The sequence below is a fragment of the Salinimicrobium sp. TIG7-5_MAKvit genome (assembly GCF_049569215.1).
GTDB classification, from domain to species: Bacteria; Bacteroidota; Bacteroidia; order Flavobacteriales; family Flavobacteriaceae; genus Salinimicrobium; species Salinimicrobium profundisediminis.
In genome coordinates, this window is record NZ_CP145903.1 from 3,019,788 (window position 1) to 3,033,343 (window position 13,556).

The window sequence follows — 13,556 nt, forward strand, 5'->3', positions numbered from 1 at the left end:
CACATGAAAAAAATTTCAATTTTATTACTGGGCATATTAACCCTGGCTTCCTGTAAAAATGAGCCGGAGCAGGGTGCAACCGAAGTTCAGGAGGAGCAGAGCATTGCGCCTGTTGACAACGAGGCTTTGGAGTCGGCAGTGATCTACGAAGCCAACATACGGCAATATTCTCCCGAAGGTACTTTTGATGCTTTTACACAAGACATTCCGCAGCTAAAAGATTTAGGAGTGAAAGTTATTTGGTTAATGCCAATTTACCCAATTTCTGAAGTGCGAAGAAAAGCTACCGGCGATTTGAGTATCGAGGATATTGAAGATCCTGAAGAAAGAAAGAAATACCTCGGAAGCTACTACGCTATTGCCGATTATACCGAAGTAAATCCTGAATTTGGAACTAAAGAAGACTTTGATGAGCTGGTGAAAACTGCACATGAGAACGGCATGTATGTAATTCTTGACTGGGTGGCTAACCACACAGGATGGGACCACTCATGGCTTGAAGAGCATCCGGATTTCTACACTCAAAATGACAAGGGAGAGCCTGTAGACCCTTTAAACCCTGAAACGGGAGAATCATGGGGATGGACAGACGTAGCCGATCTTAACTATGACAATAAGGAACTTTGGGAGGCCATGACCGCCGAAATGAAGTACTGGGTAGATGAGCACAATATTGACGGTTTTAGGGCCGATGTTGCCGGGGAAGTACCAACCGAATTTTGGGATCAGGCAGTGCCCCGGCTTCAGGAAACAAAGCCGGTTTTCATGTTGGCAGAGTCTGAAGATAAAGATTTGTTTCACAATGCGTTTGACATGGGCTACAACTGGGAAGGCCATCATTTAATGAACCAAATGGCCCAGGGAGAAGTAACTGTTGAAGCATGGGATGCGTATATGAAAAAGGTAGATACTACATATCAACAGGATGATTACCTAATGAACTTTGTGACCAACCACGATGAGAATTCCTGGAACGGTACAGTTCGCGAAAGAATGGGAGATGCTTCCGAAGCTATGGTTGCCCTCACTTACACACTTCCTGGTATGCCTTTGATCTACAGCGGGCAGGAATATGATATGGACAAGAGGTTAAGGTTCTTTGAAAAAGACACCATTCCTAAAACCAAAGGAACTATGTGGCCACTACTCGAAAAACTGGGACAGCTTAAAGCTACAAATGAAGCGCTTCACGGTGCAAAAGAGGCAGCAGGTTATAATAGACTAAAAACTTCGGCTGACAAGCAGGTTTTGGCTTTTGAACGTGAAAATAATGGAGAGAAGCTTATCTATATAGCAAACCTTTCAGATAAACCGGTCGATTTTACCGTTGAGATGGAAAGTGAATTGCAACCTTATCTTGGGAAAAAAGATTTTAAAACGCAGAAAAATGACCAATATCATTTCGGCCCTTGGGAATATGTAATATTAGCAGATAATTAATAAATACCCCAAAAAAATAGAAAAAAGTCTCAAAAATGGGGCTTTTTTCTTTTTTATTAACCGAAAACGTTTGAGAAGTTTAATACATTAGGTTATCTTATATAATTGAAATAGCTTTACATGGATGTTAGAGAATATTAAAAAAATCGGGGTTTTAACTTCGGGAGGCGATGCTCCCGGAATGAATGCAGCAATTAGAGCTGTGACCCGAAGCTGTGCTTACTACGATATAGAGTGTATAGGAATTTACAGAGGCTTTCAAGGTCTTATTGAAGGGGAGTTTGAGGTGCTCACTGCCCGCTCTGTAAGAAATGTCATTAATAAAGGCGGAACCTTTCTCAAATCGGCCCGGTCCCAGGAATTCAGGACCAAAGAAGGTCGTGCAAAAGCTTTTGAGAAACTGCAGGAAGTCGGTATTGATGCGCTTGTGGTTATTGGCGGGGACGGTACTTTTACCGGGGCCATACACCTGCAGCAAGAACACAATATCCCCATTGTAGGAATTCCCGGAACTATTGATAACGATATTAACGGGACCGATTATACCATTGGTTACGATACTGCTTTGAATACGGTGGTTGACGCTATTGACAAAATACGCGATACCGCCAGTTCTCATGACCGCCTTTTCCTTGTTGAAGTGATGGGCCGCGATGCCGGCGACATAGCTTTAAACAGTGGGATAGGAGCCGGGGCCGAAGAGATCCTTATTCCTGAAGAAGACATGGGAATTGACAGAATGATGGAATCTCTCATGAAAAGCCGGAAATCTGGGAAAACCTCCAGCATTATTGTAGTAGCCGAAGGTGAAAAAAGCGGAAAGAACATTTTTGAACTTGCCGAATTTATTGGCGAAAACCTCACAGGCTATGATATTCGGGTTTCGGTGTTGGGCCACATGCAAAGAGGTGGTGCGCCAAGTTGCTACGACAGGGTACTTGCAAGTAAACTGGGCGTAGGTGCCGTTGAAGCCATCCTTAGGGGAGAAAGTGGCGTCATGGTAGGAATAACCAATAAAATTGTAACGTCGGTGGACTTTGAGGTTGCCATTAAAGGCCGAAGGCCACTAGATAAAGAATTGAGAAGGGTGTTAAATATCACCACCGTATAATTTAAATTAAATTCAAATATTATGAGTACTAAAATAGGAATAAACGGATTTGGTCGAATTGGAAGAATCGCTTTTAGAATTGCCAGCGAAAGAGAAGATGTAGAAGTTGTGGGAATTAACGACCTGCTGGATGTAGACCATCTTGCATATCTTTTAAAATATGACTCAGTTCACGGAAACTTTAATGGTACTGTGGAAATTGATGGTGGTAATCTTGTTGTGAACGGGAAAACCGTGCGCATTACTGCCGAAAAAAATCCTGAAGATCTTAAATGGGACGAAGTTGGTGCCGAGATCGTGATGGATTGTACTGGTATTTTCACTACTAAAGATACTGCAGCAAAACACCTTACTGCAGGTGCTAAAAAAGTGGTGATCTCAGCTCCTTCAAAAGATGCTCCAATGTTCGTGATGGGGGTTAACCATCAGGATATCACAGCAGATGATAAAGTTGTTTCAAATGCGTCATGTACAACCAACTGTCTTGCGCCATTGGCTAAGATCGTTGACGATGAGTTTGGTCTTGTAGAAGGTCTTATGACTACAATTCACGCTACTACAGCTACACAAATGACAGTAGATGGTCCTTCCAGAAAAGACTGGAGAGGTGGTAGAAGTGCTTTGATCAACATTATCCCATCATCTACCGGAGCAGCTAAAGCAGTTGGAAAAGTAATTCCAAAACTTGACGGGAAACTAACTGGTATGGCTTTTAGAGTTCCTACAGCCGATGTTTCTGTAGTTGACCTTACAGTGAGAACTGAGAAAGCTGCCTCTTACGAAGATATCAAAGCAGCCTTCAAAAAAGCTGCCGAAGGTCCTTACAAAGGAATTCTTTCTTATACCGAAGAACAAGTAGTATCTCAAGACTATGTGTCTAACCCTCACGTTTGTAACTTTGATGCAGGTGCAGGTATCGCCTTGAATGACAACTTCTTTAAGTTGGTAGCATGGTATGACAATGAGTATGGATATTCAGCTAAATTAGTAGACCTGTCTGCTCACGTAGCTTCACTTAAGTAATTAATTAGAAAAAGCCCTGATATTTTCTTTCAGGGCTTTTTGATACTTTCCTACTATGATTTTAATAGCAGACGGAGGCTCCACAAAGTGTGACTGGATCTTACTAGATTCGAAAGGGGAGCAAATCATGAAAACGCGCACCAAAGGACTTAATCCTGCAGTGTTCAAAACCGAAGTACTTCAGGCAAGACTGGAGGAAAATATTGACTTAAGCCAGGTAAAAGAAAAAGTAGAAATGGTACATTTCTACGGTGCAGGATGTGGTACCCCTAAACCTACAGCCTTACTGCAATCTATTCTTAGTTCATTCTTCTCGGGTGCCACTGAAGTAAAGGTACAGGAAGATATGGTGGCAGCTGTATATGCCGTTACCGATAAGCCGGGCATAGTATGTATACTTGGAACCGGTTCCAACAGTTGTTATTACGACGGAAAATCTATAAGAACAGCCGCAGATTCTCTCGGTTTTATTCTAATGGACGAAGCCAGCGGAAATTACTTCGGAAAAAGGCTTATCAGAGATTACTACTATAAGAAAATGCCGAAGAAACTCGCCGAGATCTTCGAAAAAGAGTACGATCTTTCTTCAGATGCCATAAAAGAGAACATTTACAAAAAGGATAATCCCAATACATATCTCGCTCATTTTGCTGAATTCATCTTTAAAAATGAAAGAAATGGGTATTTCTATCAGCTAATAGCCGAAGGGATGCAAAACTTTATTGAACATAGAGTGCTTTGCTTCAAAGAAGCTCAAAATGTGCCAATACATTTTGTAGGTTCAATCGCTTATTTTTCCCAGGATATTATCAAAGATTCTTTACAGCCATACAGGCTTGAGGCGGGTAATTTTGTACAGCGGCCAATAGATGGAATTCTTGATTACTATAGAAAACACATCATAGGAAAATAACTTTTTACCTTCCAGTTTTTTTACATAGCAGCTGCCTCTCATAGGTGGCTGCTATTTTTTTATAAAGTCTCTAAAATGTCATTTCTGAAGATCTTTTTTCTGAAAGAGAATTTTTCAGCTGAAACTGATAAGAAAGAAGATTCAGCCTTTTAAGATCTGGTTTATCTGAAGCCTTTTTCTTCGGAAAAAGTATTTTTAATCATTGTATTTTTTTGCTGACAAAAGAAATTATGTGCTTCGGTTTACGTTATTATCAAAATACCTTTCAAAAATGTCATTTTTGAAAGGTATTTTAAAGAAACTATTTCCGAAGAAGGTATTATCCTTTCCCATTTTTCGCCTCGTAGATCTTTTTATCGGTAAGGTCGAGGATCATTGGGGTAATGCTGGTTTTGCCGTGTTTTACGGCCCATCTGTCGGTGCCTTCTTCCACTTCTTCAATTGGGAAAACCGTAAACCAGTAATGTTCGCGGCCCATAGGGTCTTCCTGTTGTACAACCTTGCCATCATAATGGCGTACCGACTGGCAGGTCCAGACTATTTCGCCTTCAGGATTTCTTGGGAAATTAATGTTGAGCAACTCCATTGAAGATTCGTTCATCACTTCCTTCAGCGAAGCTACAACATAGGGCTCTAAATTGTCGAAATCGGGTTCGTTCTCACCGACGGAGACACTCAGCGCAATTCCGCGGATCCCAAAAAGCACCGCCTGCCGGGCTGCAGAAAGTGTCCCCGAATGCCACGCCGAATTCCCCAGGTTAGCACCAATATTGATCCCCGAAAGTACAATGTCAATATCATCAAACAAATGAACGCCCAGCGCTACACAATCGGCCGGGGTCCCACTCACCCTGTACGCTTCTATTCCTTCAAAATGAATGGGGGATTTTTTATAAGTAATGGGCCGGGCCGAAGTTATTGCCTGCCCCATAGATGACTGTTCAACATCGGGTGCCATAACGATTACCTCGCCGTATTTTGAAGCACATTTGGCCAGGCACGAAAGGCCGGGACTATATATTCCGTCGTCATTGGTTACCAGTATTTTCATAATGCAATTGTTTTTGGTCTTATTCCTGAAATTACAAAACTTTAGCAAAACATGAAATGAGAGAATTATAAGTCTGTGTTAACGAGCCTTTTTAACTCCTGTCAGCATCTTATATTTGAAGTAAAATCGCGTCATGAAAAAAGCTATTCTCGTTCATAATCCAACAGCCGGTAGTGGGAATCATGATAAAGAAAATCTTGTTAAGCAGGTAGAAAAAGCCGGTTTTGAAGTGTCTTATTTCTCAACCAATGATCCTTTTATGAAGCGATTTACCCACAAGCAAGCCAATGTGATTTTTGTAGCAGGGGGTGATGGTACGGTGCAAAAGTTTGCTGAGTTCATGCTCGAAGCCAAAGAGGGTATAAAGCAGGTGCCCGTGCAGGTGCTGCCTTATGGTACCGCCAATAATATAGCTACAACGCTCGGTATAAAAGTTCCTGAAGAAGGAATTACAACACAAAATACGAAAACAGGCTTTGATATTGGCATAGTGGAGGGAGTTGAAGAGGCCGGTTTTTTTATTGAGGGTATAGGTTGTGGTATTTTTCCAAAACTGGTTCGCGAAATGAAAGCTCTTGATGATGATGAAAAACAGGATGAGATAAAGAAGTCCCGCGAAACATTGGTGAAGGTCATAGATTCTTACGAAGCCCGCGAAGCAATTATTATTGCCGATGATAAAGAGATCACAGGGAAATTCCTTCTCATAGAGCTTATGAATATCAGGTATATTGGGTCCAATATTGAACTCGCTCCCAACGCCGAGACCGGAGACGGATATTTTAAACTGATAACAGTGCGGGAGGAAAGAAGAGAGGAACTAAAATTATATATACAAGATCATCTTAATGAAAGGAATACAGCTAAAAAACTGGAAGATTTTGCCGATCTACTCAAGGTGAAGTCGCTTCGCCTCAAGTGGAAAGGTAAAGATGTACATATTGATGATGAGATTATTGAAGACTACCGGGAGGAAGAGATCAGGGTGGAAAATCGAAAAGGATTTTTCACATTTTTGACACCTTAAAATGAATTTTTCGTAATCTTCTGAAATAAACAAAGATTGCTCCGCCCAATTTCTTACGAAGCTTGTAGCGAACTGAGTATGGGTGTGTTTTTCAGAAGAATTAATATTGTACACACTTCTGTACGCCCTCAAAAATGGCATTTTTGACAGGTAATTTCTACGGAAGTTTTCGCGTTCCGTTTCTTGATTCTTTTTGTTTTCTGCTTCTGAAGAATTCCAATTGAGCTGAGTTATTATTTATAACTTCCGAAGAAAAGAGATCCGATTTTTAGCCTTTTTGAGAGGTAAATGATGTGGAGGTTTCATTTTTATTGGCTGGAGGTGCAAAAGCAGCAGTATGAGCGAGATCATATTGAATAAGGATATTTTTGTCTTCTTTTGTGCAATAAAATTATATTCTCATGAAACGCAGCCTCCTGCTTTTTACAGCACTTTTGACCTTTTTTTCTACTACTGCACAAACTTTTGAAGCCGATCTGCAAATTCGGCCACGTTTTGAATATCGAAACGGATACAAAACCCTTTTATCTGAAACCGCAGATCCTGCTGCACAGGTTTCCCAACGCAGCCGTTTGACCCTGGGTTACCAGGATGAAGAACTTCTGGTAAAATTTTCGGGACAGAGTGTTGGCGTATGGGGAGATGCACCAACCATGCGTCTTGAAGATAACAATACTTTTTCACTTTTTGAAGCCTACGGGCAGTATCAGGCGAGTCCAAATTTCCTGTTTCGGGTTGGGCGGCAGGTACTTTCTTACGACAATCAACGGATTCTTGGAGAGGTGAACTGGGCCCAGCAGGGGCAAAGTCATGATGCAGCCTTGCTTTCATGGAAACTTGCTTTAAATCACAGGCTCGATGTGGCCGCGGCTTACAACGCCCAAGCCGAGACCATTATTGACGCGCCTTACCTCGTGAATTCTTATCAAAACCTGCAAATGGCCTGGTACCACATGGATTTGAATAATGTTGGTTTTAGCTTTTTGCTGATGAATACAGGTTATGAATTTGACACCGTACAACAGGATAGGGAGGTAGATTACATCCAGACTTTTGGGGCTTTTCACAATTTTGTCTCAGGGAAATTTTTTGGAGATTTAGGGGTTTACGGCCAGGCCGGAAGCCGCAATGACAAAGATGTTTCTGCCTTGTATGCCGGGCTTAACCTCAATTATAAATTGAACAAAAACTGGAAAGCAGGCCTGGGAGGAGAGTACCTCTCAGGAACCGATTTGGACGATGCTTCGGGAGAAAATAAGTCTTTCACTCCGCTTTTTGGAACCAACCATGCCTTTAACGGGCATATGGACTATTTTTACGTGGGCAACCACCAGAATTCAGTCGGTTTGCTGGACCTCTACGGAAAGTTATCCTATGTCACTTCTAAATTTGAATTTTCGGTGGTACCACATGTCTTTTCTTCAGCAGCAAAAATAGTAGATGTCGCTGGAAATGAACAGGACAGCTACCTGGGTACCGAGATCGACCTTTCTGCCGGATACAAATTCAGAAAGGACTTTGGTATAAACTTCGGATACTCTCAAATGTTTGGAAGTGATTCGCTGGAGATCCTAAAAGGTGGTGACAGTGGGCAGACACAAAACTGGGCCTGGGTGATGGTAAGTTTTAGTCCGAAGCTGTTTAGTTTTACTAAAACCCAAAATCCCGACGCCGGTATATAATTTCAGAAATAATATTTCAGCATTAAAAGCTGTCTAAAAAGTAATGTTTGTGGCCTTCTGATTCATTTTCATAACCACTACTGAACAGCTTTTTAGACAGCTTTTTTAAATTTATTAAGTTGAGAGAAGTGTGCATTTCTTCTATATAAGAAGCATTATATTTGTCTTTCAAATCAACGATTAATATTACAAAATGAGAAAATTGAAGATGAAGCAGTTACTAATGATTACCTGCCTTTGGTTAGGTTTTACCGCACCGGCAGTAGCTCAAAAAGTGGCGTCTCCCAATGGGGAAGTGCAAATGCAATTTGAGTTGCTTGAAGACGGTACTCCTGCATATAGCCTTTCTTACAAAGGGAAACCTGTGGTTAAAACCAGTACCCTGGGCTTTAAAATAAAAGATGATGAACATTCCCTACTTAATGATTTTGAAGTAATTGAACGGGAAGAATCTCAGTTTGACGAGACCTGGGAGCCTGTTTGGGGAGAAGAGAGCGAGATTTTGAATAAATACAACGAACTCGCGGTAGTACTCAACCAAAAATCTACCAATCGTGAGATGATCATCCGGTTTCGGGTGTTCAATGACGGACTCGGTTTTAGGTATGAATTTCCGCAGCAGCAAAACCTGGGGCACTTTATCGTAGAAGATGAAAAAACCCAGTTTGCCATGACAGGAGATCATACAGCGTTTTGGATCCCGGGAGATTACGACACCCAGGAATATGATTATATTGAATCAAAACTTTCTGAAATTAGAGGAGAAATGGAAGGTTCTATTACAGATAACCTTTCCCAAACCTCATTTTCGGATACCGGAGTGCAAACTTCACTCTTGATGAAAACAGATGAAGGACTTTACATCAATCTGCATGAAGCTGCTTTGCTTGATTATTCTGCAATGCACCTGGAGCTGGATGATGAGAACATGATCTTTGAATCATGGCTTACCCCCGATGTAACCGGAAATAAAGCTTACATGATCGCGCCGGGAAAAACTCCTTGGAGAACGATTATTGTGAGCGATGATGCCCGTGATATTCTGGCTTCAAGAATGACCTACAACCTTAACGATCCTGTAGCTATTGACGATACTTCATGGATAAAACCGGTAAAATATGTAGGCGTATGGTGGGAAATGATCACCGGGAAAAGTTCCTGGCATTACACCAACGACTTTCCTGCTGTAAAACTGGGGGAGACCGATTATGAGAATGCCACTCCCAATGATACCCACGGGGCAACCACAAAAAATGTAAAGCGGTATATTGACTTTGCTGCGAAACACGGCTTTGACGGAGTGCTTGTAGAAGGCTGGAATATTGGATGGGAAGACTGGTTTGGGAATTCTAAAGATTATGTTTTCGACTTTATGACTCCGTATCCAGACTTCGATCTGGAGGAAGTAAGGGATTATGCAAAAAGCAAAGGTGTTGAGATGATCATGCACCACGAGACCTCTTCTTCGGTAAGAAATTATGAGCGTCACCTCGATTCTGCATACCAGTTCATGAAAGACCACGGCTACAATGCTGTAAAAAGTGGATATGTGGGTGATATCCTGCCAAGAGGGGAGAACCACTACAGCCAGTGGCTGGTAGATCACTATCAATATGCCATCGAAAAAGCCGCCGATTATGAGATCATGGTGAATGCTCACGAGGCGGTAAGACCTACAGGAATTGCCCGTACCTGGCCAAACCTCATTGGAAACGAATCGGCTCGCGGTACCGAGTATCAGGCATTTGGAGGCTCAAAGCCAAATCACGTAACCGTTTTGCCTTTCACCAGGTTGATTGGCGGACCTATGGATTACACGCCGGGAATTTTCGAAATGGACATTAGTAAGGTGAATCCGGAGAATGAATCCTGGGTGAACAGCACCATCGCCAATCAGCTGGCATTGTACGTTACCATGTACTCTCCACTGCAAATGGCTGCAGATCTTCCTGAAAATTACGAGCGTTTTATGGATGCATTTCAGTTTATCAAAGATGTGGGAATGGATTGGCAAAAAAGCCTTTATCTCGAGGCAGAGCCTGGAGATTATATCACCATTGCCCGAAAAGAAAAAGGTACAAATGACTGGTTTGTGGGGAACGTGAATGGGGAGCAGCCAAGAACCTCAAAGATTAAATTTGATTTTCTTGACGGCGACAAAACCTATATCGCCACCATATATTCAGATGCTAGAGATGCGCATTACAAAGATAATCCGCAGGCATACGAGATAATAAAGGTAGTAGTGAACAACAAATCTAAGTTGTCGCAGCGTTCGGCTGCAGGTGGTGGGTACGCCATCAGCATCATGGAAGCAGATAAATCTGAAACCAGAGGCCTTAGAAAACTGTAGTAGAAATAAATTCTTCTGAAGAACCGCTTAAAATGTCATTTTTTAAGCGGTTTTTTTATTGCTGTTTCTGAAAAAACCTGATTGGGCTTTTTTAATTTCAGTTAAACTGAAGCGGAATAAATTCACAGGAAAATACCTTCTTCTGAAGTATTGAAATCAGAAATAAATGTTAGCATTCTGTATAAGTTATAGTGTTCTCCTGAAGTTTTTGTACTTTATAATTTAAATCAAAAAATAAATTATGAAAACTGCTTCTTTACTTAAAGATATTGAATATAATGATCAAAAACCTGCAGTTAAAGTGCTGTTGGATACCGATAGTAGCAGGGAAATAAGAATAGCTATGAAAAAAGGCCAGGTCATGAAAGAACATAAAACTCCTTATCCGATTGTGGTGGAACTTTTTGAGGGTGCCATAAATTTTGGGGTAAACGGCGAAGTGCACACCATCAACAAAGGAGATCTACTTTCTTTGGAGGGTGGCATACCTCACGATCTTAAGGCCGAGGAAGATAGTATAGTGCGGCTCACCCTGTCAAAATCTGATACTGCCGAAAGAGTAAAGGGTGTAGCTGAAGATTCTTAGGAGAAAATAAAACCTGCGCAAGGCTTTTTACACTTTGCGCAGGTTTAGCGTTTAGCAGCAACCAGAATCGGGAGTACAGCATGCACCCTGCGATTGGAGGTCTACCATTTTTAATTTCGGTTTATCTTTTACAGCGCCCGGTTTTTCTGCATAAACCGTAATACTAAAGATCCCGGTTGCTCCTTGCTTAAAGGCGGTCATATCTTCCTGAGAGAGATATTTCTCCAGAATATCATCGGGGATGGTAATAGGTTTTTCCTTTTGAAGAGTTACATTTTTGAAACCTGCATCTTTAATGTGCTGCAGATAATCCGCTTTTTGGATGGCTCCGGCCACACATCCCGCATACATTTCTGCGTCTTCACGTAAAGCTTCAGGCAATTCCCCCACTAAGACAATATCCGAAATACTAAAATGCCCGCCAGGTTTTAAAACCCTGTAGATCTCTTTAATTACTTTCGGCTTATCGGGTACCAGGTTAAGGACGCAGTTACTCACAATCACATCGGCGCTATCTTCATTCACCGGCATTTCGTCAATATCTCCTTCGCGGAATTCTACGTTGTTAAAACCAAGTTTTTCGGTATTAATACGGGCTTTAGCGATCATGGCAGGAGTAAAATCTATACCTATTACTTTACCTTCCGGCCCTGTTTCGTGTCGGGCTACAAAGCAGTCGTTTCCGGCACCCGATCCAAGATCTATTACGGTATCGCCCTTTTTAATACCTGCATATTGAGTAGGTAGTCCGCAGCCCAGGCCCAAATCGGCCTCTTCAACGTAACCACCGGTTCCCGTGTAATCATCCATCATGATGTTGTACACTTTATTTGAAGGTGTTGTTGCACCACAGCAGGAAGCCGCATTCTCTGCTTTTCCCTGTTCGGCAATTTTTGCGTATCGCTCCTTTACCGAATTCTTAAGTTCCTGATCCCTGTTCATATTTTAAAGTTTTGGAATAACAGTTTTTATATTCATTGTAATATTACGATAAATACTTCAGATGAGAAAATACTGCGGATTTTTTCTTCGGAAATTAAAAATAGATATTAAGACCGATCTGGGTTTTGTATTGTCTTGCTCAATGCCAGCAGCACTTTTCAGCAGAAGAAGGGAAAGCAAAATTCTATTTCATGCATCGAAATCCCTTACTGATTCAAAGCGGCAGAATTTCTTAAAAATATAAATTCCCTATACATTCAGGATACTTTAGCCAGAAAAATAATTCCTAAAAAGCTCATTTTTGACACTTTAAATAAAAGTTTGTTTTCCTAATAAAAAGTTAATTGCTACATTTGGCTCTGCTTCCCTACGGCAAACAAGTGTTAACTCCAAATTCCACAACTGATGGAAAAGGTAATTGTTGCTGTGATCACAACTGTATTTTGTTCACTTTTTTGTTCTAAAACTGATAGGGAAGAGCCTGCCGTAAGTGCTAAGGGGGGCGGAAGCCAGTCCCGTATTCTCGATCCTCTTGAGGAGGTTGGCGCCCACGGATTTTACCCCGATTCAAAACCGACTGCTTACTGGGCTACTGATAGTTGTTTTTCTACTTATGGTAAATGAGAAAAACAATCCTTCAAAAATGCCATTTTTGAAAGGTTCCCTTTAATGCTATTGCCTGGGTAAAGATTATTGCTGTGAGTGACCTTCCGGGAGGTACAAGCTCATATTTTCAATTTGCAGCTTATCTAAATGTCCCATCTTGAGTTCATCGGCAGTGATAAGATGCATGTGTGCGTTGGAGTCGTGATGCGTAAAAACTCCTTTGTGTTCTGTAGAATAAAATCCTATGATTTCTGCTTTTTCATTTTTAATGTCATAATCAACCTGATTCTCATGTGCTTCAGCCGGGGAAGAAACTTTTGCTCCTTCCGGCAGGTTTAACACATGGATTTTTGCGTGGGCTACAGTTCCTTTCAGTTTAAATGCAAAGGGACTGCTGATTTTAGAAGTTCTTTCTCCAATATATTTTTCCACATCCTGAATAGTTGCAATAGTGTCCGGTAAGGCAATTTCTTCCCATTTATCTACATTTGAATACACAAAGAAAGGTGCCGACGCATCATAGCTTTTCTTTACTTCTAAACTTCCGTTTGTTGTTACTCTTGAAATATAATTTTTCCCGTCGTTGATAAGAAGTTCGCCCTGAAGATTGCTTAAGGGCCCCAAACCGTAAAGGCCTGTTTTATTTGCAATGGTGTCGAGGGAGAGCCTGTCTTGCAGGTCTCCTTTAAACATTACATTTCTCATGGCTCCAAAAATATTCACTGCAGCATGTTGTTCTGTTGTTCCTTCTTTTGGTGAAAGACAACTTAAAATCGTCAAGGTAAGTATTGCGATAAACGGTTTCTTAAAAGTCATATTTTT

General features: G+C 41.3%; 12 protein-coding genes. 9 read left to right on the forward strand and 3 right to left on the reverse strand.

Annotation, left to right across the window (positions count from 1 at the left end; translation table 11 throughout):
- Positions 1–3: 3 nt before the first annotated feature.
- The 4 genes from V5739_RS13610 to V5739_RS13625 all read left to right on the forward strand — a co-directional run bounded on the left by V5739_RS13610 (position 4) and on the right by V5739_RS13625 (position 4,487).
- Positions 4–1,440 (forward strand): alpha-amylase family glycosyl hydrolase, encoded by a 1,437-nt coding sequence (locus tag V5739_RS13610; protein WP_423818601.1) that lies wholly within the window; start codon positions 4–6, stop codon positions 1,438–1,440.
- Positions 1,441–1,564: 124 nt separating this feature from the next.
- On the forward strand, positions 1,565–2,551 hold the full coding sequence (gene pfkA / locus V5739_RS13615; RefSeq protein ID WP_266071033.1) for a 6-phosphofructokinase: 987 nt from the start codon (positions 1,565–1,567) through the stop codon (positions 2,549–2,551).
- Between the two features lie 21 nt (positions 2,552–2,572).
- Positions 2,573–3,574: a type I glyceraldehyde-3-phosphate dehydrogenase gene (gap, locus tag V5739_RS13620; RefSeq protein WP_345598276.1), complete on the forward strand. Its 1,002-nt coding sequence runs from the start codon at positions 2,573–2,575 to the stop codon at positions 3,572–3,574.
- Between the two features lie 55 nt (positions 3,575–3,629).
- The gene (locus tag V5739_RS13625) at positions 3,630–4,487 is read left to right on the forward strand and encodes a BadF/BadG/BcrA/BcrD ATPase family protein (protein WP_423818602.1); all 858 of its coding nucleotides are present in this window, start codon (positions 3,630–3,632) and stop codon (positions 4,485–4,487) included.
- Positions 4,488–4,806: 319 nt separating this feature from the next.
- On the opposite strand, the gene surE is transcribed toward V5739_RS13625, so the two are convergent.
- The gene (gene surE / locus V5739_RS13630) at positions 4,807–5,538 is read right to left on the reverse strand and encodes a 5'/3'-nucleotidase SurE (RefSeq protein WP_423818603.1); all 732 of its coding nucleotides are present in this window, start codon (positions 5,536–5,538) and stop codon (positions 4,807–4,809) included.
- 133 nt (positions 5,539–5,671) lie between these two features.
- Here surE and V5739_RS13635 point away from each other — a divergent pair, with 133 nt between their 5' ends.
- The 4 genes from V5739_RS13635 (at position 5,672) to V5739_RS13650 (ending at position 11,186) form a co-directional block, all read left to right on the forward strand.
- A complete protein-coding gene (locus V5739_RS13635; protein ID WP_423818604.1) occupies positions 5,672–6,565 on the forward strand; it encodes a diacylglycerol/lipid kinase family protein in 894 nt (297 codons plus the stop codon).
- Positions 6,566–6,966: 401 nt separating this feature from the next.
- Positions 6,967–8,247 carry an alginate export family protein gene (locus V5739_RS13640; RefSeq protein ID WP_423818605.1) on the forward strand — a complete coding sequence of 427 codons (1,281 nt, stop codon included), beginning with the start codon at positions 6,967–6,969 and terminating at the stop codon, positions 8,245–8,247.
- A 208-nt stretch (positions 8,248–8,455) separates the two neighbouring features.
- On the forward strand, positions 8,456–10,600 hold the full coding sequence (locus V5739_RS13645; RefSeq protein ID WP_423820488.1) for a glycoside hydrolase family 97 protein: 2,145 nt from the start codon (positions 8,456–8,458) through the stop codon (positions 10,598–10,600).
- A gap of 241 nt (positions 10,601–10,841) precedes the next feature.
- The gene (locus V5739_RS13650) at positions 10,842–11,186 is read left to right on the forward strand and encodes a cupin domain-containing protein (RefSeq protein WP_423818606.1); all 345 of its coding nucleotides are present in this window, start codon (positions 10,842–10,844) and stop codon (positions 11,184–11,186) included.
- A gap of 51 nt (positions 11,187–11,237) precedes the next feature.
- Here V5739_RS13650 and V5739_RS13655 read toward each other — a convergent pair whose 3' ends face one another.
- Positions 11,238–12,128 carry an arsenite methyltransferase gene (locus tag V5739_RS13655; protein ID WP_423818607.1) on the reverse strand — a complete coding sequence of 297 codons (891 nt, stop codon included), beginning with the start codon at positions 12,126–12,128 and terminating at the stop codon, positions 11,238–11,240.
- 405 nt (positions 12,129–12,533) lie between these two features.
- Here V5739_RS13655 and V5739_RS13660 point away from each other — a divergent pair, with 405 nt between their 5' ends.
- Positions 12,534–12,752, forward strand: coding sequence for a hypothetical protein (locus tag V5739_RS13660; protein WP_266071016.1), 219 nt, complete (start codon positions 12,534–12,536; stop codon positions 12,750–12,752).
- A gap of 66 nt (positions 12,753–12,818) precedes the next feature.
- Here V5739_RS13660 and V5739_RS13665 read toward each other — a convergent pair whose 3' ends face one another.
- A complete protein-coding gene (locus V5739_RS13665) occupies positions 12,819–13,550 on the reverse strand; it encodes an acetolactate decarboxylase (protein ID WP_423818608.1) in 732 nt (243 codons plus the stop codon).
- Positions 13,551–13,556 lie beyond the last annotated feature (6 nt).

Excerpts from the sequence above, each read along its gene's own strand:
- V5739_RS13610 (WP_423818601.1), top strand. The coding sequence starts at position 4 with ATGAAAAAAATTTCAATTTTATTACTGGGCATATTAACCCTGGCTTCC.
- pfkA (WP_266071033.1), top strand. The coding sequence starts at position 1,565 with ATGTTAGAGAATATTAAAAAAATCGGGGTTTTAACTTCGGGAGGCGAT.
- gap (WP_345598276.1), top strand. The coding sequence starts at position 2,573 with ATGAGTACTAAAATAGGAATAAACGGATTTGGTCGAATTGGAAGAATC.
- V5739_RS13625 (WP_423818602.1), top strand. The coding sequence starts at position 3,630 with ATGATTTTAATAGCAGACGGAGGCTCCACAAAGTGTGACTGGATCTTA.
- surE (WP_423818603.1), bottom strand. The coding sequence starts at position 5,538 with ATGAAAATACTGGTAACCAATGACGACGGAATATATAGTCCCGGCCTT.
- V5739_RS13635 (WP_423818604.1), top strand. The coding sequence starts at position 5,672 with ATGAAAAAAGCTATTCTCGTTCATAATCCAACAGCCGGTAGTGGGAAT.
- V5739_RS13640 (WP_423818605.1), top strand. The coding sequence starts at position 6,967 with ATGAAACGCAGCCTCCTGCTTTTTACAGCACTTTTGACCTTTTTTTCT.
- V5739_RS13645 (WP_423820488.1), top strand. The coding sequence starts at position 8,456 with ATGAAGCAGTTACTAATGATTACCTGCCTTTGGTTAGGTTTTACCGCA.
- V5739_RS13650 (WP_423818606.1), top strand. The coding sequence starts at position 10,842 with ATGAAAACTGCTTCTTTACTTAAAGATATTGAATATAATGATCAAAAA.
- V5739_RS13655 (WP_423818607.1), bottom strand. The coding sequence starts at position 12,128 with ATGAACAGGGATCAGGAACTTAAGAATTCGGTAAAGGAGCGATACGCA.
- V5739_RS13660 (WP_266071016.1), top strand. The coding sequence starts at position 12,534 with ATGGAAAAGGTAATTGTTGCTGTGATCACAACTGTATTTTGTTCACTT.
- V5739_RS13665 (WP_423818608.1), bottom strand. The coding sequence starts at position 13,550 with ATGACTTTTAAGAAACCGTTTATCGCAATACTTACCTTGACGATTTTA.